Consider the following 21,087-nt stretch of genomic DNA (forward strand, 5'->3'; position numbering starts at 1 on the left):
CAGAGTTTTAGAACCAATTCAGACTTTAACCTATGTCATGCCAACACTAAGGGGCACCCGCGTCTTTTTTTCGGCGTCAATGGTCACCTCTTCAGGACGGCAGCGCACGACACTGACCTCAAGTCCCTCTGCGCCCTCAGCCTTCAAGTCCTCAATGTAGCCATCCTTCTCTTTTTCCGCCTCCATGGGTGTCAGAAAAGGGCCAAAGTAGTAGGTGCAGGGGGGGGTTTTCGTTTCTATCTTGACCCACCACGCCAGACCCATACCATTGACGAGATCGGCGAGCCAGCTTGTAAAACCTGTATTATTATCGCTAAACATTGACGGTATTCCTCCGAAACTTGCCAAATTGCCCCAACCAATCAATTCAATACATCTGTTGGTTTGCTCTCTATTTGTGTATAACTGATCCCCCCCTAAATGTGTATGGCGAAAATTCCAAACCATCAATTGTCATATTTATTTACATCAAGAGTCCCCACGAGGACAAGATCACTCATTCAACCCTGACGCTGAAGGTAAACGCAGTGGCGCTGGGCATGGCTCAAGGGGGTGGCAAAGGCCTGAATCTCTAGGAGTTGACTGCGGTATCGCGGCAGCAGGGTTCCTAGGGTTTGGGCATCCTCTTTGCTCCACTGACCTCGGTACAGGACTAAAATGCCCCCCAACCGTAATAGGGGCAACCCATAGGCACAACAACGAGCCACATCACCGACGGCTCGAATCAAGGCCAAATCATAGCGGCGCTCATGGGCTTCTGCCCGTCCCCATTGCGCCTGAATGTTGGCCAAACCAACACTTGAAGGGAGAGAGTGCAAAAATTTGACTTTCTTTTGGGTTGCTTCAAGGAGTGTCACTGACCAATCGGGGCGGGCGATCGCCACCGGTACCCCCGGAAAACCACCGCCACTGCCAATATCAATGACCTGTTGAATCTTAGTTCCCCAAGGTGTTCCCCCAGTAGGCTGAAGCCATGGCAAAATCCCCCGCAACGAATCCCAGAGGTGCTTCTCCCAGAAATCAGGGACTGCCGTAATCCGCGTCAAGTTGATCCCTTGGTTGGCTGCGAGGATTGCCCCATAGAAGCGTTGGAACTGTTCCTGCTGTTGGGGTGTGGGTTGCCACTGGAGGGTCTCCTGCCAAGGGAATGGCTCAAGCAATAACGGCCTAGGACTCGCCATCACCACCACTGGGCAACTCTTTCTTTGCTGTTAGCACCTCCCACGCCGCTTTGAGTCGCTCCTCAAAATCCTTGACATGGCTAGAGACGGTATCAGCATTCGACTTCAGCTCTGCGATCGCCGTTTCAAGGGCTTTCTGTACATCCGCTGGCAGGGCTTTTAACTGAGCGGCGGCAAAGCGCTGGAGAGCCGCCAAGAGTTCTTTGGCCGCCTCGATCACCTCCTCAGCACTGACGGTTTCTCCAGCGGGCTCAGGGTTGGATGACTCGGCAGCAGCAACCGGTTCTTCAGTTGTTGTGGGTGGGACTTGTTCTTCAGACATGGAGGTAGGCTCCTAAACGTACTCATTCATAACTGCACAACTGGTACCCTTACCTTAGCAAATGCTGCCTTTGATCTTTTGCGGTAACTCGAAAACAAAACCCCACCCCCCTAGGGGTAGGGCATCTATTTCCTCACTAGCTAGGGACAGCTAGAAGCTAAAGGTTGTTCGCACAACCCCCAGAAGCAGCGGCGCGTTGTTACTGTTGCTGTTGGAATTGACCACGGCAATGAGGCCAGGTGTAATTGAAATATTCCGCGAGATCGGAATACGGTATAGCCCTTCGATGTGATAGGAGTTAAAGGTTGCACCCGGTGCACCCGCTACATTGCGAACGCTAATGGTTTGCGGGGGTTGACCGACAATTAAACCCAGAACATCGCCCTTACGCCAGATGTCTGGTACCGCAAAGGTGGCGGCCCAGTTTAAGACTTCTGCTTCTCGCCGTGGGCCTGTGAATCCTTGTACCTGATAGACATTGGAGTAGCCGACCCAGCCTGCAATGTTGAATTTTTGAATGGGGCGGTAGCTAAACTGAAAGCCAAAGTTATCGGCGGCTGCATTGGCATTATTGCCAATGGGGTTGGCAGCAGAGCCGGCAAACCCACTGCTTCCCGTTCCGCCAGCAACACCGACACCAAAGGAGCGCACATAGGTAAATCCCATGGCGAGGTTCTTCGCAGGTCGCCAGTCGAGTTGGGCCAAGGCGGCATAGGCACCGTCGAAGAGACCATTAGTATTTGGTGTATTTCGATCCGGATTAGCTGCGTTCGGTGCCTGATAGCTCAGATTTAGGGTTAGGCCAGTGCCCCGCTCTTTATTTTCAAGGAGGGTATAGCGCAGTGTTAAGCCAGCACCGCCACCAAAGCGATAGAGGGGGTTAAAGCGACCAAACCGGCTAATGGCTCCCGTTTCATCGGACTGCAAGAGGGGGTTAAAGGTAAAGACATTCTTGTCGAAATTGCCTGCTGATGCATCAAAGGCAAGGAATAGGCGGTTGGTCAGAGGGGTGCGGTAGTAGAGGTCGTCAATGGTGAATTGGCCGCCAGTGTTGGTGTCATAGCTGAGCCGTGCCATGTTGGTACCGGTAACAGTTCCGTAGTTAGGCATATTGGCCGCCTGAATGCGCACCCGCAGGACATCCTTGCCATAGAAGCTGGTGTCAAAGTTCAGCCGAGCGCGGTAAGTAGCAACAGGGTTGTCTTCGATGGTTGGCCCGCGATTGGGAACAGCGTTAGCAGCAACGGCTTGGGTGCCCGTGAGGACATCGGACACATTGAAGATGACTGAAGCGCGTAGTTTAGTGGTGGTGGAAAATTGGGTTGCTTCAAGGTTAGCAACGCGACCTTCCAGATTCGTCACCCGTCCCTTGATCACGGCTAATTCGCTACTCAACTCCTGCGCCAGCCGCTGAAGGGTGGCCAGATCTTCCTTGCTGGCAAAGCGATCGCTGATCACATCCAAGCAGGCGTTCAAGGCTGCAGCCATCTCAAAGCGTGTGGCGGCACGATTGCCACGGAAAGTGCCATCGGGATAACCGGCAATGCAGCCATATTTCTCCACCAGTGAGGCCAAGGCTTGATAGGCCCAGTCCGTGGGGCGCACATCCGAGAGTTGATTCACTGAGGTCACTTGCGGCATTGTCCGCTGCATTCCCAAAGACGGCGCGGGGGCAGGGAGTCGGGGAGCTTGAGCCTCTAAGTCCGCCACTGCTGGCACTTGTGCCACTTGCAAGGGGGATTTTACTGAACGAGTGACTTGTTGCAACTTATCATCAAGAAATCCAGAAGCACTCACATCATTCGTATGGGGTGTGTCTTGCAACTGATTCGCAGCTAATGCCGCTGACATTCCCCAAGCAGGAGCCAAAGCTAGCCCCAGCCAGACCGCGATCGATCTCGCCATTATTCACTCCTCAATCATGATCAAAGTATCTGCAAGCCTCGATTTATAGGATATTCAAGGGCAATCGGGCGATCGCCCCCACCACTTCTGAACAGGCAACTCTTACCTGCCCCCTAGGAAAAGTTAGGAGTAGATTCGCAGTACGTTCATTGAGGCTGAACAGAGGAAAACGGTTTCTTTACTTTCTTTAGCTTGAACTATTTGCAAATAAAAGTCAACTACTTCTTGCAAATTTCTCTAAACCAGTCCCAACGCTGCCACAAGCAAATCTTGATATGCTTTTTAGCAATTCCCTTGATCGCTGCTGTCATGTCCTACTCCCTCCGTGTTGCTGATCTGCCCGTCGGCGATCGCCCCCGTGAAAAGCTACTCAGCCAAGGTGCCCGCTATCTCAGTTCCGCAGAACTGTTGGCGATTTTACTGGGGACTGGTCAAGGGGCGGGCAAACTCTCAGCCGTGGGCTTAGGACAATTTATCCTCAAACAGTTGGGGGAGCGCAGTGGTAACAGTACCGATGCCGTGAGCCTTTTACGCGACATTACCCCAGAGGAATTGATGGCCATCCCTGGTGTTGGCCCCGCCAAAGCCACGACCATTCTGGCGGCTGTGGAGTTGGGGAAGCGGGTCTTTCAGTCGCGACCGGGGGAGCAAACGATCATTGATAATCCTGCCCTTGCTGCCGCTGTCCTCAGTACTGATCTCATGTGGCAACCGACGGAACGCTTTGCCGTTCTCTTGCTGGATGTGCGCCATCGCCTATTGGGGTCTCATGTGATTACCGTGGGAACCGCCACAGAAACCCTTGTCCATCCCCGCGAAGTTTTCCGTGAAGCGGTGCGTCGCAATGCGAGCCGCCTGATCATTGCCCACAACCATCCCTCAGGCAATCTCTCTCCCAGTCAAGCGGATCTGGACTTAACCAAACAAATTCTGCAAGCGGGACAAATTATGGGCATTCCGGTGCTTGACCACTTAATTCTCAGCAATGGCGATTACCAAAGTCTGCGGGAAACAACCTCCCTATGGCAAGAGGTTCCCCAAGGGGATGGATCTGCCTAAGGATGTTCCCAAGCTCCTCGATTTCGGGAGGCAGTGGCAGCCGTTATTCCTCGTCGTCAGGTTCGTTTTCCAGTAATGCCTTGGCTTCCAGTAACTGCTCTTTGTGGGCTTCACTAACAATTGGGTAGTGCAGGTTGAGACTCGCCAATTTTTGATAAATGAAGTGAGCCACCATCAGCCGCGCAAACCACTTGCGATTGGCGGGAATAATGTGCCACGGTGCCCAGTCGGTACTAGTGTGGCGAAAGACATCGGCATAGGCCGCTCGATAGTCGTCCCAGTGGGCGCGATCGCGCACGTCATCAATCGAAAATTTCCAGTTCTTTTCCGGGCGACTAATGCGCTCCAAAAAGCGTTTTTTTTGCTCTGCTTTGGAGATATTCAGGAAAAACTTGAGGATGAGAATGCCATTGCGGGTTAAGTAACGTTCGTAGTGATTAATGTCCTCAAAGCGCTCTTTCCAGATGTGCTTGGTCTTGGTTTCGGGGGGAAGTTGCTGGCGATTGAGCAAATCGGGGTGCACCCGCACCACAAGAACTTCTTCGTAATAGGAGCGATTAAAAATACCAATACAGCCTCGCTCTGGCAATGCGCGGTTGGCTCGCCACAAAAAGTCATGATCCAACTCCTCAGCACTCGGTGCCTTAAAGCTATACACCTGACAGCCTTGGGGGTTAATGCCACTCATGACGTGTTTGATCGTGCTGTCTTTGCCCGCTGCATCCATTGCTTGGAAAATAATCAGCAGCGCATAGATATTCTGGGCATAGAGAACATCTTGGTAAGCGGCTAGCTTCTTAATCCCAGCAGCAAGGAGTTCTTGGGCTTCGGCTTTGCTTTTGAGGCCAGCGGTATCCGCAGGATCATAGTCCTGCCAGTGAAATTTCTCCCCCACGGGAACAATGTAGCGATCGGGGTTAATTTGGTCGAGAAAATCTTGGGGAATCATGATCAAGAGGGGTTGCGGCAGAACTGTATCCTAGCCTACATTCTCTCATTGCAGAAAAAATCGAAATATCCCCCTTTCGCGGCTATCTTTAACAAATTGTATAAGTCACAGGCAAAACAGAATTCTCTTTGTATGCTGTATCAGTAGGCGAGCGATCGCTCGCCATCGAATCATTTTCTGTCGTTTGCGTTTTGGACAGCCACCGTGGCTCCGATTAAACCTCACAAACTGGATCTCGATGCAAGTTACCCCTGCCCCTGTCGTCGCCAAGGGGAGTTGATGCCGATCGCCCTCACGGAAGCTTTTGGCTGTCGGCGCTGTCAGCAAATTTTTGTCGTCCGTCCCGATGGCTATTCCATTGAGCAGTTGGCCACCACCTATCCCTACAAGCGAGCGTGGTATTGGACAGGATTGCAGTGGAATCAGTTGCAGCGGGGCTTCTCAGAAAGCTATTGGTATTTTGCGATTGGCCTGAGCTTCTTTTTATTGATGCCTATTCTCCTCTGGCTGCCCTTACTTCTACAATTGTCCTTAAAACCTGAAGGGCTGCTATGGATCATTGCCTCCCTGCTGATTGCACTGATGCCGGCATTTCTAGTCTGGATTGCCCTCTCCCGTCGTTGAATGCGCTACGGCCATGTTGCCTGAGCCGCTAAGGGGGGCGCGGGTCGCCAGTACACACCTCAGCCAAGTTAGCTATGCCCTCCGTCAGGACGCTCTTCGGCGATTGATTGAGGAGTTGGCAACAGCAGAACCCCTCCTGTTGGAGCAAAATACGCTCGATCTTGAATCTAGCCGCGATTTAGCAGTGTCCCAGATTGTTCTTGGCTGGCTACGGCTGACCCATGAGCGCCTGCACCGTATTCGCCAGTGGCTAGAGCACCTCTACCATGCTGCAGATCCATGGCAGCAATCATTGCCAACGCGACCCGAGCGGTTTCAGTATGCCGTGCCCCTAGGGGTGGTGGCCTTGGTCTATGAAGGGCTACCTACTTTAAGTTTGATGCTGGCGGGCATGGCCCTCAAAACGGGAAATGCCCTTGTGCTCTGGAGTGGTGAAAGTAGCCGCTATACTGCTGGGGCGATCGCCAGTCTCATCGAGGCCGCCCTCAGTAAAACTAGTCTGCCCAAAGCCACCATTCAAACCCTCTCCCTGAGTCCAACCAGTTGGCTTGCGGATCCCGTCGCTGTTGATCTCGCCCTTGTCTATGGCCGCTCCCGCTTTGTGGCCGAGCAACGCGCTGCTGCTCGCTGTCCCTTGGTCTCTCTTTCCCTTGGGAATACCTATCTGGTTTGGGATGGTTCGGTGTCGCCAGAGAGTGTCCTCAACTGTATTCAGCACAGCCACCAAGCCAATCCCGATCGCGCCCTTGCCATTGAAAAGGTCATTGTGCTCGGTAATGTCAATCCCTCCCATCTGGCATTTGTGATCAATGAACTGACCCAAGCGGGCTACAAGCAGGGGGTGGATGAGCACTTACACCGCAACTATCCCGAAATTCCCCTCGTGGACGCCAGTGAGTGGCCGCTCCCCTATCTGGATCAACGCTTGGCGTGGCACTACGAAGAGGATCTCACCGCCGCAGTGCATTGGATTCACCAGTATGGCAGCGCCGCCAGTGGGATTATTGCCAGCAGCTACGAAGACTGCCGTGCCTTTTATCAGCAGGTGCAAACTCCCCTTGTCTTTGTCAATCGTCCCCCCCAACTAGAGCGCTTGGATGCCTTGGCCATTGGTGCTGCTGCAAGGGGTTTTCAGCGGGGACTCTTTGGCCTTGGGCAATTACTCAGCACAAAGCAGGTCTATCTGTAGGGAAATTTTAGCTGGAACTGACAGGGACAGGCGTGAGCCAATCGCCACTGCCATTGGTTTCCACTTCCGTGAGCCAGCGTTGATAATCGGCGACAAGGTGTTGACTGAGGCGTTGTTTCATCGTTAACAGAACGCTCTTGAGTAAGCCATTGCCGGTGGCTTCGAGAATCGGGCGCGGTGTGAGATCGAGTGGCGGCGGAATATCCACGCCCACCTGCAAGTCAGCTAGACCAATCAAATCCGTGCCGTTTGCCGTTGCTTGGGGAGACAAGTAACCTTCGAGGGCAAGGTGGAAGCGGCGATTAATGTAGTCCACCCCCCGAATTTCACAGCCGAGGGAGCGCAATTGTAAAGAGCCATCGCTATTAGCATGGACAGCCAGATCCACCGTGGGCTGCAAGCTGACCATGAGAAAGTTAAGGGGACGCATCTTGAGGCGAAAGCGATCGCTACCCAAAAATTCCACTCGGGTTGGATCGGTGAGGGCATAGACAAGCCGCTGGGGTTGGCGCAGGTAGTGCTGCAAGGGAGCCGTGGGTGTTTCAATACTGAGGCGCACAGATTGGCTGGCCTTAAATTCTAAGTACATAGCACACCTAGCGAACGTTGTTTCTAATGTAACGAATTATTAAGAAGATTGGTAAACGGTAAACCGAACTCCCTAATCTGCCCAGCGGGTTTGCCGTCCCAGCCAAATGACCGGAATGAGACCGACGACCACCAAGGCCAAAGCACTTAAGGCGGCTTCGGGAAGTCGCTCATCAGAGGCAAAGCGGTAAACCTGTATGGCTAGGGTATCAAAGTTAAAGGGACGAATCACCAATGTTGCAGGCAATTCCTTCATCACATCGACAAAGACCATCAGGGCAGCGGTAAAAAGGCCGGGCACCATCAGCGGCAAGTGAACCGTGCGCAGAATATTCCAGGGCGATCGCCCCAATGTCCGCGCCACCTCATCCAAGGACGGACGAATCTTCACTAGGCTGGCCTCCACACTGCCCAAGGAAACCGCCAAAAAGCGTACCAAGTAGGCATAGATCAGGGCTGTGATTGTGCCACTGAGAATCAAGCCCACTTCCACCCCCCACAGGTGCTCAGTGACATCGTTAATGACGTTATCTAGCCACCCCAAGGGCATGAGAATCCCCACCGCAATCACCGTACCGGGAATGGCATAGCCCATCGCCGCAATCTGTGTTCCCCAACGCACCCAAACCGTTGGCAGCAAGCGATGCCCATAGGCCAAGAGCAGGGCAATGCCCACCGCCAAAACCGCAGAGAGGGTGGCCAAAATCAAGCTGTGGCTGGCGTGTTCTAAAAATTCACGGCTGAGGTGCAGTTGTTGGTAGCTGATGGCCAAGTAGAGGAGTAACCCGCCGGGGAGTAGAAGACCAAAGAACACCGGTAGGGCACAGACCAGCCAAGCCAAAGCGGCTCGCCAGCCTTTGAGCACGTAGGGAATGGGGCGATCGCCCCCGCGATTGTAATAGCGTGCCTTGCCCCGAGACCATTTCTCCACGAGCAGCAGGGCAAAAACAATCACCACCAAAACTGAGGCCAACTGCGCCGCCGCCACGCGATCGCCCATGCCAAACCAAGTGCGGTAAATGCCGACGGTGAAGGTATCCACACCAAAGTACTGCACAGTACCAAAATCATTCAGGGTTTCCATGAGGGCGAGGCTTGTACCCGCAGCGATCGCTGGCCGAGCAAGGGGCAGCGCCACCGTCCAAAAGCTGCGCCAAGGCCCACAGCCAAGGGAACGACTGGCCTCTAAGCTACAGGTGGCCTGCTCCAAAAAGGCTACCCGCGCCAAGAGAAAGACATAGGGATAGAGAACGAGGGTGAGCATGGCGATCGCCCCGCCAAGGGAGCGGATATTGGGAAACCAGTAGTCACCGTAGCCCCAGCCTGTCACCTCCCGTAACCACCCCTGAATGGGACCTTCAAAGGCGAAAAACTCCGTATAGGTATAGGCCAAAACATAGGCGGGTGCTGCCAAGGGGGTTAACAGTAGCCATTGCCACCAGCGCACCCCCCAAAACTGACAGTTGGTGACCAGCCAAGCAGTACTGACACCAATGACAATCACCCCTGCTCCCACCCCCAACATCAGCCAGAGGGAGTTGAGTAAATAGTCGGGTAAAACGGTTGTGGCCAAATGGTGCCAAGTGTCACCCGTATTCACAAAGAGTTGACTGAGAATGACCAAAATCGGTACCGCAATCACCACTGCAATCAGCGACACCACTAACTCCCAGGGTTTGAGCTGAACCAGCTGCGGCATTCTCATGGATTTCAACATCGGGCAACCTCCCAAAATAGGTACTGACGTTGTGGGCAAGAGGTAGAGAGGACTCAAAGAATGGTCAAACTAAAGTCTAGCCAAGGGGATCGCGTGATTATCGCACTCGTAGAAATGTAGTCCACCCCTGTCAAGGCCACTGCTCGCAAGGTTTCTAGGGTGATATTGCCAGAGGCCTCAATTTTAGTGTGGGGGGCTGCGGCGCGGATCATCGCCACGGCTTGGGTCATCTCTGGAATCGGCATATTGTCAAGCATGATCACCTCTACCCCCAAGGAGAGGGCTTCGCGCACCTGCTCTAGGCTCTCAGTTTCCACCTCAATGGCCAAGGGAAAGGGACTGGATTGGCGGACTTGTTCAACCGCAGCCGTGATGCCCCCCGCTGCCACAATGTGGTTGTCCTTGATCATAATTGCATCGTCAAGGCCAAAGCGATGGTTGACACCGCCCCCCACCGCCACTGCATATTTTTCTAACAGGCGCAGTCCGGGCGTTGTTTTGCGGGTATCGACGAGTTGCGTCGGCAAGTCAGCAATTTGCTGGGCATAGGTATGGGTGAGGGTGGCAATGCCACTCAGGCGCATCAAGCAATTGAGGGCCAGCCGTTCGCCAAGGAGTAAGGTTTCTAGGGGAGCTTCAATGCGAGCAACAATTGTCGGCGCCTCACAAAGGGTGCCCTCAGCCTGCTCGTAGGTAAATACTACTGCTGCTGTCAGGCGTTGAAACACCCGCTCCACAATGGGCAGACCGGCAATCACTCCCTGACTTTTGAGACGGATGTGGGCTTTTCCTTGGCGATCCTGAAGATGCAGGGCTTGGGTGGTGCGATCGCCCCGACCGATGTCCTCCTGTAACCATTGATCCAAGAGGGGATCCAAGACACACCACGGCGGCAAATAGGCAGACACCCTAGGATTCATTGGAGAGCGTCACCAATGTCTGTAACTTGTCCCATGCGGCGCCACTGGCCAGAATCGCCTTTGCCCGATCCACCCCTTCCCACCAATCTTGAACGGCTGCTGCCACGTAGAGGGCTAGGGCGGCATTGAGCGCCACCACATCCTGCTGAGCCGTTGTGCCTTTGCCCTGCAGAACTTGGGTAAGAATCTCGGCATTGGTCTGGACATCTCCCCCAGCCAGATCCCTCAGGGGGGCACTGGCGAGTCCCAAGGCTTGGGGATCAAGGACTTCTTGGCGCAGCGATTCCTCAGGGCTACTAAACATGACAAGATCGGTCATATTGCCGAGGGTGGCTTCATCCACTCCTTCGCGACCATAGAGAACAATCCCGCGTTGGCGTCCGAGACGTTGGAGGGCGCCGGCCATGGCTTCAAGATAGCGATCGCTAAAGACACCAATCACCTGCCCTGTGGGGTGGAGCGGATTCACCAAAGGACCGAGGAGATTAAAGACGGTGCGAATTTTCAGGGTACGGCGCAGGGGAGCCACGGCTTTCATGGCGGGATGCCAACCGGGGGCAAAGAGGAACGTAATCCCCACTTCCTTGAGCAAAAAGGCGGGATCGCTGTGGGCAAGATTGATCCCAAGGCACTCAAGGACATCCGCTGAACCGACGCGGCTAGAGACGGAACGATTGCCGTGCTTAGCCACTTTGACACCGGCTGCTGCGACAACAAAGGCAACCGCTGTGGAGATATTAAAGGTACCCGCGCGATCGCCCCCAGTGCCGCAGGTATCAATGAGGGGTTCGGCTAAATTTAGCGGCGCAGCGGCGGACTGAGCCAGCAATACCTTGGCCATGCCCGTGAGTTCCTCAACCGTCAGCCCCTTGAACTGTAATGCGGTGAGAATGGCACCGGCGAGGGCATCGGGAATTTCTGCTGCCAGCCATCCTTGCATTAACTGGGTGGCCTGCTCTTGCGTCAGGGCTTGGCGATCGAGGAGTTGTTGGAGCAGGTCAGACCACATTGAACTGTGTCGGCAGAGAATCGAGACTGAATTAGACTTAATTGAGTTGTTGCTGGCGCTGACGTGCCTGCCAATAGTGCATCGGTAAGCAAAGCAGCGAAGAGGTGGTGAGCAAAAAGGCCAAGAGTGCGGTGATTTTGCACATTTGACCTAAATCGGTGCCTTCTAATGGTACAGCGATTTGCAGACCCCGCGCACCACAATAGACGAGCCAATAGACAAAGATCATGCGCCAAAGGGTTTCACTATAGGCCTCTTGGGGGGAATACTCCCGCAGGGGACATTGTTTTTCCTCTTGATAAGCTGTGTACAAGAGCCAGCTTAAGCCACTCAGAGCGGCGATCGCTGAAACAATTAAGATTCCCACTGACCAAGAAGCAGCCACTGTCATTGTTCTTTTGCACTCCCTATCATCAGCACATCGTTCCTCAGTCTAGGGGAGTCATTTGCAAGGGATGACAATTGCTAACAATTTGAAATTTTTACATCAACATAATTTACAAATGCTCCCTAGGTTCAGGTGAGCCATCACGGCTTCTGTAAGTTGATCCAGTGCAACAGTCCGTTGCTCGGCATAGTGGGGAATGGCTGTGGGTAGGGGGGGCAGTTGACGGCGCGATCGCAACCCATTCAGCCAATGGCGGCGCCAAGCACCATTTTCCAATAGCCCATGCAGGTAGGTGCCCCAAAGCGTGCCCGCTGTGTTAACAAGGCCGAGTTCTGAAGCAGAAAAAAGGGGCTGCCAACCGTTGAGATCGCCTGTGTATTCACTTTGGCCTTGGTGAATTTCATAGCCCACGATCAGCTCAGGACAGGGGAAATAAATGGATTGGGTTTGTTGTTGCTGGGTACATTTGCTTACCCCCAATTGCGTGTGCAGTGGCATGAGTCCCAGTCCTTTATAGGTGCCGGGGCAGCCCTCTAGGCCTAGAGGATCGCTGATGGTGATACCCAAAATCTGCCACCCACCGCAAATACCGAGAATGGTTCCCCCTTGGGCAGCGTAGGCTTGTAGTTGCTCTGCCATCCCCGTTTGCCGTAGGACGTGGAGATCAGCAATCGTCGTTTTCGTCCCCGGCAGGATCACGGCATCGGGTTGCCCCAAGGGACGATGGGGGGGTAGAAACTCAAGGGAAACACTGGGTTCCGCTAGGAGGGGATCCACATCGGTGAAGTTGGCAATGCGCGGCAGCCGAATGACGGTGATTTTGAGGTCGGCGCCTTGGCGTTGGGGACGCGGATCCCACAGATCGAGAGAATCCTCGGCAGCGTAGTGGTGCTCGAGCCAGGGAATCACCCCTAAAACCGGTACTCCTGTAGTCTCCTCTAGCCATTGCACACCACTGTCAAGGAGCGATCGCTGGCCACGAAATTTATTAATGACAATCCCCTGAATGAGCGATCGCTCAGCAGGATCAAGAAGCATCAATGTCCCGACAATATGGGCAAAGACGCCCCCCCGATCAATATCCGCCACAAGGATCGTCGGTGCCCCAAGATAGGTGGCCACCCGCATATTGGTGAGATCGCGGTGCTTGAGATTGACTTCTGCGGGTGACCCTGCACCTTCACACACAATCCAGTCAAAGCGTTGTCGCAGATCCGCCAAGGCCTCGGTAATCGCCTGCCAACCCCGCTCAAAATAGTCCCGATAGTAGTCTGCTGCTTGGGTGACCCCCGCCACCTGCCCCTTGAGAATCACTTGGGAGGTCATGTTGCCTTGGGGCTTGAGGAGAATCGGGTTCATCGCCACTTCGGGTTCTATCCCTGCCGCCCAGGCCTGCATTGCTTGGGCATAGCCAATTTCACCGCCCTCACGGGTGACGTAAGCATTCAAGGCCATATTCTGTCCCTTAAAGGGAGTGACACGGTAGCCCTGCTGCGCCAGCCAACGACAAATCACCGCTGTGAGGAGAGATTTACCCGCATGGGACGTGGTTCCCACTACCATCAGGGATTTAGCATTCACAGTCGAGTTGATCATTACTTCGCTGCCTGTGGAACCTTTTCCAACAGTTCTGGGGCTAGGGATTGGGTCAGGTTCAGGCCATGGGTGGGCGAACTCAACGCCATTGCTGCGGCCGGTGTCAGCCATTGCCGTGCCTGTTCATCCCCTAGAAGGTGCAAGCGTAAAAAGGCTAAGCTCAATCCTCGCAGATAGGTGCGCGATCGCGGGGGCATGGCACCGACAAGTGACTGGGGCACAGGCAACACCGGTTCATTTTGACCCGCCTCACCAATGGTTGAAAAATGGGTGGCATCGTCTATCAACACCAAGTAGCGATCGGGCGTCGTCAGCCATGTAAAGGGATAAATTTGCTCCTCGACCGCTGGGGCGATCGTATCGTCACTGGCAGCCACAAACATAACGGGAATTTTCAACTGCCTCAAGGATTCAGGACTAAAGACAGCACTGGTAATCGGGTTAACAGCAATCACCGCTTGCACACGGGGATCCTGTAGGGAATAGACCTTTGGTGGTAATGCTTGCGCTTGGCATTGGAGCAGCAGTGACACATTAAACGAGTCGAGAACACTTCTTGTGCAATGTCGCCGCAGTTGTTGAAAATCCAACGGTGCCCCCGCGAGGGTGAGAGCCGTGTAGCCGCCAAAGGACTGACCAATCATTGCCACCCGCTCCAAATTTAGCCGCCCTGCCCAAGGATAGAGTTGCTCAGGAAATGTCCCTAAACGATTGAGGACAAACGTGACATCGAGGGGGCGATCCAGAAATTCTTGGGCCGCCATCCTTGGACTGACATAGCCCATGGGAAAGGACAGTACCTGCCGGGTCGAGCTACCAACGTGCTCAAGGGCAATCACCGCAAAACCGTGGGAGGCCAGATGTTGACACAAATAGCGATAGCTGTAGCGACTTGCCCCCAGTCCATGGGAAACAATGACCACTGGAACCCGCTGTCCCGCAGGAACGATGGGTAGATAGAGATCCGCTGCAATGGGGCGGGAATGTCCCGTCAACTGCAACCGCCGAGGCGATTCATCCACTGCTGTCCAAGGCATCTCTAGCCACCGCCAAGGCCCCGGTTGGAGCAGTGATTGCACACTGGCAGGAATAGATTCTGGCTGATTTGCGATCGCCTGTTGACGAACAACATCCAGAATTGTCTCTGTTTCGCGGATTGTCTGCTGGAAGTTTTTGAGAATCACGAGTCCTTCCTTGAGGTCAAAGCGGATACTGCGGGAGGGGTAATGGCGCATCACACTCAACGCGGTGAGACCCTTGGGATCAGTGGCAGCGAGAATCAGGGCTGATCGCAGGGCAAGGGCATTTTCTTGACGGCTTTGGGTTTCGAGGATCCGACCCGCTTGCACCATCAATTCTTGACCTAGGGGGGAGTACAACAGTTGGGCAACAGCCACGGGGGACAATCGCAGCCGTTCTTGTAAGGCCAACCGCAATTGCTGCTGATGCACAGGCGGCAATAACCGTAAATAGCTGGCGAGTTCTGGGGAGGCTTGGCCAGTGGTAGCAAAGCGTTCTAAATCAGCAATGGGGAGCGATCGCTCCAAAGGGCCATAGCGAAAAATAATCCGTTCTGCTGCCGTTGCCGACAGCCCGCTTGATCCCGCCAAAAAGATGCTGAGACCCGCCACAACACTGAGGGGGGGCAAGAGAAACCACTTAAGGGAGAGAGTGTTCACAGCGAGGAGTCACGCAACACCACTAGATCAAGAAATTTAGAAAAGTAGTGGGAACAGCGCTCAGCGCAAAAATTCTATAGGTACTTTCCAGTATAGAGATAGCCCTTTGCTAATATGCCTGCTGCTGACATCATGCCCGCGCCACTTTGGAACTGCTAGGGTGCTGTCCTCGTCTGGAAAACTACTCAGGTTGTGAGCCAGCGCAATACCAGTACGTGATGGACATCATCACCCTCTCGTTGGCGCTATCACCCCGCAGCCCACACCCAACTCCTATGGTAGTAGTGTGGCAGGTAGGGAAATGACCAAAGATTAACGATAAGCCCCCCTAACACTTCCCGCTACCGCTTTTCATTAAGGATCTTGACCTATGAAACGCCCTATGTTCACGTCACTGCGATATTTCGTTCCTTGGAGCTTGGCCGTACTCATCCTCGATGCGGGTCTGAGTTGGGCGGGATTCACGCCCCCGAAAAACCTATCCCGGCCGGGGAATCGGGAGGGGGCAGCCACTCGCGGCGTCTGTAGAGTGCAAACAGCGGCGAACGAACCGGATTTAACCGCCTTAGTACCAGCAAGCAATATTGGTTTAACGGCAGCCAATCGTCCCACGTTTTACTGGTATTTACCCGCCAATAATTACCAAGCTCTGGAGTTTGCCCTCTTTCAGAACCTTGCCGATGGGACGCAGGTGCAAATTTACAAGCAGCAGTTTCCGATGGCCCATCGCCCGCGCCTAGACAGTATTACGTTGGCGGGTGACGTACCGCCCCTACAGGAGGGGGTGGATTACCGCTGGACGGTGAGTCTCATTTGTAATCCCCGGGATCCTGATCCATCACAGATTCGCTTTGTGGAAGGTTGGGTACAGCGGGTGGCACTACCAGCGACCTTGAACAAGCAACTGCGCCAAACCAGTCCTGTAGAACGCTATAACCTGCTGGCTAGCCATGGTCTGTGGTACGATGCCCTCGAGACATTGGTCAAACTGCGGCAGCAACAGCCAACTAACCCCAAGGTGAATGCCCTGTGGACAGAGTTAATGACCGCTGAGGAGGTTGGCCTCAAGCGCCTGAGCAATTTGGCGATCGCCCAACGGAGCCGAGGCAATTAGGACAATGCTGTGGGCGGGGGCAACTGTACCTTAGAAGCAAGACCCAGTCCTTGGAGCGTGCGAATCACCCACCATGTGGGATCCACTTCCCACCAGTACCAACCGGCTTTGGCGACGTGGGGATAGGCGTGGTGGTTGTTGTGCCAACCTTCACCATAGGTAAGGAGTGCTGCCCACCAGAGATTGCGGGAGTTATCCGGCGTATCGAAGCGGCGGTAGCCCCATTTGTGGGTCACGGAGTTGATAAACCAAGTGCTGTGCCAGAGGAAGACCGCCCGCACAAACATCCCCCACAGCAGCCATGACCAACCCCCTAGGCCATAGAGCAGCAACGCAAGGGGCACTTGCAGCAGCAAAAAGTAGCGATCCAGCCAGCGGTAAAAGGCATCTCGTGTCAAATCTGGGGCATAGCGGGCATACTCCTCAGCATCAAAAAATTGGCGGTGGGGATAGACCAGCCAGAGCATATGGCTCCACCAAAAGCCCCGCCGCGCTGAGTAGGGATCTTTGACTTCATCTTCGGTGTGGGCATGGTGCAAGCGGTGACCGGCAACCCAAAAAATGGGACCTCCCTGCATGGCCAAGGCACCCAAAACAGCAATGATGTACTCCAACCACTGGGGCACTTGAAAACTGCGGTGACTCAAGAGGCGATGGTATCCCAAGCAAATGCCGATACTACCAAAGAGCCAGTGCAGAAAGATGGTGACCGCCAAGGCTGACCAAGAGAAAAAGAAGAGGGCAACTACGGCTAAGCCATGAACCGTCGTTAAAAAAAGCACAAAAGCCCAATTGAGGCGGGCAGTTTCAGGTTGGAATTCTAGGGATGATGACATGGGCACTCCTCAACACCGTGTGCAGATTTAGACGCAAGTTGAAATCAAGTGTAATCTAAAGAATTTGAGCCACCAAGACAATCCTCGGCTGAGCCTAAATGGCCTTAGAAAATGTCTTACCAGATTTGTGTTGCAGGTAGGTATCAAAGAGGGCAGCCACATTGCGAATTAGGAGCCGACCCACAGAGGTAACTTCCACGCGATCGCGCCCCAAGTGAATGAGACCATCGGCAGCCAATTCCTGCAGTGCAGTTAACTCAGGAGCAAAGTGGGTATCAAAATCGAGATTGAACTGGCGGGCGATCGCCCCCTTGTCCAAGGTAAATTGACACATCAGCTCCATGATGATGGTGCGGCGCAGCAGATCCTCAGGGTGTAATTGAATCCCGCGTTCTGTGGCCAATTGCCCCGACGCAATGTTACTAAAGTAGGTGGCTAGGTGCTTCTGGTTTTGGGCATAGGCCTCCTGCAACATGCTAATTGAGGTGAGACCAAAGCCAATCAAATCTGCGGGGGGCAGGATCGTATAGCCCTGAAAGTTGCGCTTGAGGGTTCCAGCTGCTTGGGCGATCGCCAGCTCATCGGTGGGCTTAGCAAAGTGATCCATGCCAATGTACTGATAACCTTGGCTAGTCAGCGTTTCAATGACCCGCTGCAAAATGGCCAGTTTGGTCGTGCCATCGGGTAGGGTAGCGGGGTCAATTCGCTTTTGGATGGGTTTCAAATTGGGAAGATAGGCAAAGTTAAAGACCGCAATGCGATCGGGGTCAAGGCGCACTGTTTTGGCAATCGTGGTTTCAAAAGATTGCACCGTTTGAAAAGGCAGGCCATAGATCAGGTCAATGTTGACACTCTCAAACTCAGCAGCGCGAATCCACTCCATCACTTGAAACAGCCACGTCTCTGGCTGCACCCGATTGACGGCAAGTTGAACTTGAGGATCAAAGTCTTGCACACCAAAGCTGATGCGGTTGAAGCCCAGATCGCGCAAGCGAAAGAGATACTCGCGGTTGATATAGCGGGGATTGACCTCAATGGAAATTTCGGCATCCTTGGCAAATTCAAAGTGGTGGGTGAGCGTCCGCCACAAAGATTCCACTTGGTCAATGGTGAGATAGTTGGGGGTACCGCCGCCCCAATGCATTTGAATCACTGGACGAGTGCGATCCAGCCGTGCCGCCACTTGGGCAATTTCCTCTGCTAAGGCATCCAAGTAGGTTTTGGCAATGGTTTGGCTTTGGGTGACGATGACATTGCAACCGCAAAAATAGCAGGTGGTCTGGCAAAAGGGAATATGCACGTAGAGGGACAGAGGCAGGTGCTCTTCGTTACTCCGCAGCAGTTCCCGTTGGAAACAGTGGCTATCAAAGTCAGCAGTAAACTCGGCAGCCGTGGGGTAACTGGTATAGCGGGGCAAGGGGCGATCGTATTTTTGCAGTAGTGCCCCATCAAATTGAATCGGCTGAATCACACTCATGGATATTTGCAAGCTCCTAACAAGATCAACAGTGGGCCTTAAACGGCAACGGCTTCAGGACGGGGTTGCTCCCGCCGACTGGGCTGATTCTCGATCACCACGGACTGCCACATCTGATCGCCAATGGTGGCTTTTAACTCCGACTCAAGGGCGTGCATGAGGTTGCAGTTGAGGGCAAAGGCAAAGTTGGCTTCCTTGACAATGCGGGCGATCGCGACCTCATCGAGGCTGAGGCTATCCAAGGTTTCCCGATAGCGCTGCTTAAAGGCTTTCTTGTCTTCTGGGGTTGGCAGGGCTGGAAACTCGTAAAAGGCGGTGCCCTTGCCTGCGGGGAGGGTCAACTGCGAACGCACAATTTTGCTGAGGGCTTGTCCCCCAGAGAGATCCCCCATATAGCGGGTGTAGGAATGGGCAATGAGCAACAGAGGATCACTTTGGGCGAGGTCATGAATACGACTGAGGTAAACGCGGGTGGCCGTGAGGGGGGTAATCTGATCGCGCCAATCCTCGCCATAGTAGAAGGCCAAGTCTTCGGCCAGTTGGCCACTGCGGTTCAGTTCGGGGAAGTACATGGCTCGCAGGCGATCGCCCGTAGCACTGGCTAAGGCAGCTTCGAGGTCGGTGTACACAAAGTAGAGATTGGCCAAGAACTGGCGGAAGAGGCTCGGCGTAATCAACCCGCGGACAAAACATTTCATGAAGGCGGTGTGTTCGGCCAAGGTGTGAGCCTCAGCAGTTCCTTCCCGCAGCGCAAGAGAGAGCACGGTCATACCTGTAACTCCTGAAATCAGTTTTAACAATCTTTTTTGAGGCAAAGCCATCCTGCCAGCGGCGAATGGCCGTGGGCTGAACGGGGGCAGAAGGGCAAACTAAGGGTGAGTATTACTTTTTGACCATATGGCTGTCAAGTGAAACTTCAAAAAACATTACAAAACTGCCTACTTTTGCAAAATCGTCAAGACGGTTATTGACCGTCCTGAGGGATATAGTATAGTAAAACGGTATGACCTACATAGGTTTAGTTCTATAGGAGTGAACAGCTTATGGTGGCGATCGCCCCCAATCCCGATGCGAGTCAGAGCGTTAAAACCATTCGTGAAAACCTTTTAACCCCCCGCTTTTACACAACAGATTTTGAACACGCAGCAAAACTTGACCTGAGTCGCCAGCAGGAACAACTCGAAGCAATGTTGGCGGAAATGCGGGCAGACTACAACCGCCATCACTTTGTCCGCGATGACTCCTTCAAAGGCACATGGGACACCTTGGATGCAGAGACCCACAAAGCCTTTATTGATTACCTTGAGCGTTCCTGTGTCTCTGAGTTTTCAGGGTTTTTGCTCTTTAAGGAACTCTCGCGCAAGCTGAAGAATCGCAACCCCCTCTTGGCGGAAATCTTTCACCTCATGGCACGGGATGAAGCGCGACACGCAGGGTTTCTCAACAAGGCAATGATGGATTTTGGCCATGCCATGGACTTGGGCTATCTCTCCAAGGCGCGCACCTACACGTTTTTCCCCCTGCCATGGGTGCTCTACACCGTCTATCTATCGGAGAAAATTGGCTACTGGCGCTACATCATCATCTACCGTCACCTAGAAAAGCACCCCGAACATTCCTTCTATCCCCTCTTTAACTACTTTGAAAGTTGGTGCCAAGACGAAAACCGCCACGGCGATATTTTCAAGGCATTGATCCACTCCCAACCCCAATTGATTCAAGGCTGGGGTGCCAAACTATGGATGCGCTTCTTCCTGCTGACGGTGTTTGCCACCCATACGCTGACGGTGCATGAGCGTGCCAAATTCTATGAAGCCCTTGGTCTTGATGCCACGGAATTCGATCGCGAGGTCATTGCCAAAACCAATGAGACGGCCGCTCGCACCTTCTCGGTGGTGCTCAATGTCGATCACCCTGACTTTTATCCGCGGCTGCAACGCTGTGTCGAAATCCATAAAAAACTCCAAGCCATTGAAGCCAGCAATCAACCCAAGTGGCTGAAGGCCTTGCGGAAGCTTCCTCACCAGTTGGCGATCGCCGGCCACCTGTTACGCCTGTATCTCTTGCCCCCCGTCAATGCCCAACAGGAATGGGGCACCGTGCACTAGGGCTAAAGCTCCTCTTGGCGAAAACGGTTGAGCAGTTCCACCAGCAGCTCTTGGTTGGCCTTGGGAATCAGGCGATCGAGGGAAAGGGACTGCTGACCCCCGCCAAGGGGAACTGAAACCTCTTGCAAGACACTCGTGACCTGTGCCGAATTAACCTCCCCCTGCTCTAGGAGGGGCAAAAAGGCTTCGGCGAGGGGGGTTGCCAGCTTTGCATCAGCGAGATACAGATGCCATTTGGCCACATCCACATAGATATCACGGCCAATTTCAGCCGCAAGACGTTCAATTAAGGGGGTACGACTCATTTAGATCACCGCTTTTTCATTCACTCTATTTGTACCAGTCAAGGGGGGCGATCGCTAAAACAGACCGATCATGGGATAGTAATCGGGAAAACACCTGTGGACAAGGATCAGGCTCACCCAT

21 protein-coding genes are annotated in these 21,087 nt (G+C 53.7%); 5 read left to right on the top strand and 16 right to left on the bottom strand.

The genetic code is table 11. From position 1 onward, the window contains the following. Window positions 1-30: 30 nt before the first annotated feature. The 4 genes from QYC28_RS07035 to QYC28_RS07050 all read right to left on the bottom strand — a co-directional run bounded on the left by QYC28_RS07035 (window position 31) and on the right by QYC28_RS07050 (window position 3,408). Entirely contained in the window at window positions 31-321 is a 291-nt protein-coding gene (locus QYC28_RS07035) for a DUF1816 domain-containing protein (RefSeq protein ID WP_302679204.1), read from the bottom strand. Window positions 322-500: 179 nt separating this feature from the next. Next, the gene (gene rsmG / locus QYC28_RS07040; RefSeq protein ID WP_302679205.1) at window positions 501-1,181 is read right to left on the bottom strand and encodes a 16S rRNA (guanine(527)-N(7))-methyltransferase RsmG; all 681 of its coding nucleotides are present in this window, start codon (window positions 1,179-1,181) and stop codon (window positions 501-503) included. Further along, window positions 1,168-1,503 (bottom strand): hypothetical protein, encoded by a 336-nt coding sequence (locus QYC28_RS07045; RefSeq protein WP_286625103.1) that lies wholly within the window; start codon window positions 1,501-1,503, stop codon window positions 1,168-1,170. Before QYC28_RS07045 ends, rsmG begins: the two co-directional genes overlap by 14 nt. Window positions 1,504-1,653: 150 nt before the next feature. Beyond that, complete coding sequence (locus QYC28_RS07050; RefSeq protein WP_302679206.1) at window positions 1,654-3,408, bottom strand: iron uptake porin; 1,755 nt, start codon at window positions 3,406-3,408, stop codon at window positions 1,654-1,656. Window positions 3,409-3,717: 309 nt separating this feature from the next. On the opposite strand from QYC28_RS07050, the gene radC reads away from it, so the two are divergent. Next, window positions 3,718-4,467, top strand: coding sequence for a DNA repair protein RadC (gene radC / locus QYC28_RS07055; protein ID WP_286668544.1), 750 nt, complete (start codon window positions 3,718-3,720; stop codon window positions 4,465-4,467). 43 nt (window positions 4,468-4,510) lie between these two features. Here radC and QYC28_RS07060 read toward each other — a convergent pair whose 3' ends face one another. Then, window positions 4,511-5,416, bottom strand: a complete 906-nt coding sequence (locus QYC28_RS07060) for a polyphosphate kinase 2 family protein (protein ID WP_286668545.1) — start codon at window positions 5,414-5,416, stop codon at window positions 4,511-4,513. A gap of 204 nt (window positions 5,417-5,620) precedes the next feature. Here QYC28_RS07060 and QYC28_RS07065 point away from each other — a divergent pair, with 204 nt between their 5' ends. Further along, window positions 5,621-6,040, top strand: coding sequence for a hypothetical protein (locus QYC28_RS07065; RefSeq protein ID WP_286625107.1), 420 nt, complete (start codon window positions 5,621-5,623; stop codon window positions 6,038-6,040). Window positions 6,041-6,053: 13 nt separating this feature from the next. Next, window positions 6,054-7,229: a hypothetical protein gene (locus QYC28_RS07070; protein WP_302679207.1), complete on the top strand. Its 1,176-nt coding sequence runs from the start codon at window positions 6,054-6,056 to the stop codon at window positions 7,227-7,229. 7 nt (window positions 7,230-7,236) lie between these two features. Here QYC28_RS07070 and QYC28_RS07075 read toward each other — a convergent pair whose 3' ends face one another. From QYC28_RS07075 to QYC28_RS07105, 7 genes are all read right to left on the bottom strand, one after another. Continuing rightward, window positions 7,237-7,818 carry a DUF1997 domain-containing protein gene (locus tag QYC28_RS07075; RefSeq protein ID WP_149819459.1) on the bottom strand — a complete coding sequence of 194 codons (582 nt, stop codon included), beginning with the start codon at window positions 7,816-7,818 and terminating at the stop codon, window positions 7,237-7,239. A gap of 72 nt (window positions 7,819-7,890) precedes the next feature. Continuing rightward, window positions 7,891-9,516: an iron ABC transporter permease gene (locus QYC28_RS07080; protein WP_310834793.1), complete on the bottom strand. Its 1,626-nt coding sequence runs from the start codon at window positions 9,514-9,516 to the stop codon at window positions 7,891-7,893. Between the two features lie 71 nt (window positions 9,517-9,587). After that, window positions 9,588-10,454 (bottom strand): carboxylating nicotinate-nucleotide diphosphorylase, encoded by an 867-nt coding sequence (gene nadC, locus QYC28_RS07085; protein ID WP_302679208.1) that lies wholly within the window; start codon window positions 10,452-10,454, stop codon window positions 9,588-9,590. Further along, complete coding sequence (gene trpD / locus QYC28_RS07090; protein WP_149819465.1) at window positions 10,444-11,463, bottom strand: anthranilate phosphoribosyltransferase; 1,020 nt, start codon at window positions 11,461-11,463, stop codon at window positions 10,444-10,446. Before trpD ends, nadC begins: the two co-directional genes overlap by 11 nt. 37 nt (window positions 11,464-11,500) lie before the next feature. After that, window positions 11,501-11,854, bottom strand: a complete 354-nt coding sequence (locus QYC28_RS07095) for a hypothetical protein (protein WP_302679209.1) — start codon at window positions 11,852-11,854, stop codon at window positions 11,501-11,503. Window positions 11,855-11,950: 96 nt separating this feature from the next. Continuing rightward, window positions 11,951-13,447 (bottom strand): cobyric acid synthase, encoded by a 1,497-nt coding sequence (locus QYC28_RS07100; RefSeq protein WP_302679210.1) that lies wholly within the window; start codon window positions 13,445-13,447, stop codon window positions 11,951-11,953. Further along, window positions 13,447-15,126 carry an alpha/beta hydrolase gene (locus tag QYC28_RS07105; RefSeq protein WP_149819468.1) on the bottom strand — a complete coding sequence of 560 codons (1,680 nt, stop codon included), beginning with the start codon at window positions 15,124-15,126 and terminating at the stop codon, window positions 13,447-13,449. The genes QYC28_RS07100 and QYC28_RS07105 overlap by 1 nt, the downstream gene beginning before the upstream one ends. 382 nt (window positions 15,127-15,508) lie before the next feature. Here QYC28_RS07105 and QYC28_RS07110 point away from each other — a divergent pair, with 382 nt between their 5' ends. Further along, entirely contained in the window at window positions 15,509-16,240 is a 732-nt protein-coding gene (locus QYC28_RS07110) for a DUF928 domain-containing protein (RefSeq protein ID WP_302679211.1), read from the top strand. On the opposite strand, the gene QYC28_RS07115 is transcribed toward QYC28_RS07110, so the two are convergent. The 3 genes from QYC28_RS07115 to QYC28_RS07125 all read right to left on the bottom strand — a co-directional run bounded on the left by QYC28_RS07115 (window position 16,237) and on the right by QYC28_RS07125 (window position 19,323). Beyond that, window positions 16,237-17,076: a fatty acid desaturase gene (locus QYC28_RS07115; RefSeq protein WP_286625115.1), complete on the bottom strand. Its 840-nt coding sequence runs from the start codon at window positions 17,074-17,076 to the stop codon at window positions 16,237-16,239. The two genes, QYC28_RS07110 and QYC28_RS07115, sit on opposite strands and share 4 nt — an antisense overlap. 94 nt (window positions 17,077-17,170) lie before the next feature. After that, window positions 17,171-18,553, bottom strand: a complete 1,383-nt coding sequence (gene hemN, locus QYC28_RS07120; protein WP_302679212.1) for an oxygen-independent coproporphyrinogen III oxidase — start codon at window positions 18,551-18,553, stop codon at window positions 17,171-17,173. Window positions 18,554-18,591: 38 nt separating this feature from the next. Next, on the bottom strand, window positions 18,592-19,323 hold the full coding sequence (locus QYC28_RS07125) for a heme oxygenase (biliverdin-producing) (protein ID WP_149819476.1): 732 nt from the start codon (window positions 19,321-19,323) through the stop codon (window positions 18,592-18,594). A gap of 273 nt (window positions 19,324-19,596) precedes the next feature. Between QYC28_RS07125 and acsF the strand changes: the two genes are divergently transcribed. Continuing rightward, a complete protein-coding gene (gene acsF / locus QYC28_RS07130; protein ID WP_149819478.1) occupies window positions 19,597-20,661 on the top strand; it encodes a magnesium-protoporphyrin IX monomethyl ester (oxidative) cyclase in 1,065 nt (354 codons plus the stop codon). Between the two features lie 2 nt (window positions 20,662-20,663). On the opposite strand, the gene QYC28_RS07135 is transcribed toward acsF, so the two are convergent. Next, window positions 20,664-20,966: a DUF3181 family protein gene (locus tag QYC28_RS07135; RefSeq protein ID WP_302679213.1), complete on the bottom strand. Its 303-nt coding sequence runs from the start codon at window positions 20,964-20,966 to the stop codon at window positions 20,664-20,666. Window positions 20,967-21,087: the final 121 nt, after the last annotated feature.

The organism is Thermosynechococcus sp. HY596 (assembly GCF_030518715.1).
GTDB lineage: Bacteria > Cyanobacteriota > Cyanobacteriia > Thermosynechococcales > Thermosynechococcaceae > Thermosynechococcus.

What these genes read in the sequence shown, in the direction of transcription:
- radC (WP_286668544.1), top strand. Translation starts at nt 3,718, where the DNA reads ATGTCCTACTCCCTCCGTGTTGCTGATCTGCCCGTCGGCGATCGCCCC.
- QYC28_RS07060 (WP_286668545.1), bottom strand. Translation starts at nt 5,416, where the DNA reads ATGATTCCCCAAGATTTTCTCGACCAAATTAACCCCGATCGCTACATT.
- acsF (WP_149819478.1), top strand. Translation starts at nt 19,597, where the DNA reads ATGGTGGCGATCGCCCCCAATCCCGATGCGAGTCAGAGCGTTAAAACC.
- QYC28_RS07045 (WP_286625103.1), bottom strand. Translation starts at nt 1,503, where the DNA reads ATGTCTGAAGAACAAGTCCCACCCACAACAACTGAAGAACCGGTTGCT.
- QYC28_RS07125 (WP_149819476.1), bottom strand. Translation starts at nt 19,323, where the DNA reads ATGACCGTGCTCTCTCTTGCGCTGCGGGAAGGAACTGCTGAGGCTCAC.
- QYC28_RS07075 (WP_149819459.1), bottom strand. Translation starts at nt 7,818, where the DNA reads ATGTACTTAGAATTTAAGGCCAGCCAATCTGTGCGCCTCAGTATTGAA.
- QYC28_RS07035 (WP_302679204.1), bottom strand. Translation starts at nt 321, where the DNA reads ATGTTTAGCGATAATAATACAGGTTTTACAAGCTGGCTCGCCGATCTC.
- trpD (WP_149819465.1), bottom strand. Translation starts at nt 11,463, where the DNA reads ATGTGGTCTGACCTGCTCCAACAACTCCTCGATCGCCAAGCCCTGACG.
- nadC (WP_302679208.1), bottom strand. Translation starts at nt 10,454, where the DNA reads ATGAATCCTAGGGTGTCTGCCTATTTGCCGCCGTGGTGTGTCTTGGAT.
- QYC28_RS07110 (WP_302679211.1), top strand. Translation starts at nt 15,509, where the DNA reads ATGTTCACGTCACTGCGATATTTCGTTCCTTGGAGCTTGGCCGTACTC.
- QYC28_RS07070 (WP_302679207.1), top strand. Translation starts at nt 6,054, where the DNA reads ATGTTGCCTGAGCCGCTAAGGGGGGCGCGGGTCGCCAGTACACACCTC.
- QYC28_RS07135 (WP_302679213.1), bottom strand. Translation starts at nt 20,966, where the DNA reads ATGAGTCGTACCCCCTTAATTGAACGTCTTGCGGCTGAAATTGGCCGT.
- QYC28_RS07050 (WP_302679206.1), bottom strand. Translation starts at nt 3,408, where the DNA reads ATGGCGAGATCGATCGCGGTCTGGCTGGGGCTAGCTTTGGCTCCTGCT.
- QYC28_RS07095 (WP_302679209.1), bottom strand. Translation starts at nt 11,854, where the DNA reads ATGACAGTGGCTGCTTCTTGGTCAGTGGGAATCTTAATTGTTTCAGCG.
- QYC28_RS07115 (WP_286625115.1), bottom strand. Translation starts at nt 17,076, where the DNA reads ATGTCATCATCCCTAGAATTCCAACCTGAAACTGCCCGCCTCAATTGG.
- rsmG (WP_302679205.1), bottom strand. Translation starts at nt 1,181, where the DNA reads ATGGCGAGTCCTAGGCCGTTATTGCTTGAGCCATTCCCTTGGCAGGAG.
- QYC28_RS07080 (WP_310834793.1), bottom strand. Translation starts at nt 9,516, where the DNA reads ATGCCGCAGCTGGTTCAGCTCAAACCCTGGGAGTTAGTGGTGTCGCTG.
- hemN (WP_302679212.1), bottom strand. Translation starts at nt 18,553, where the DNA reads ATGAGTGTGATTCAGCCGATTCAATTTGATGGGGCACTACTGCAAAAA.
- QYC28_RS07100 (WP_302679210.1), bottom strand. Translation starts at nt 13,447, where the DNA reads ATGATCAACTCGACTGTGAATGCTAAATCCCTGATGGTAGTGGGAACC.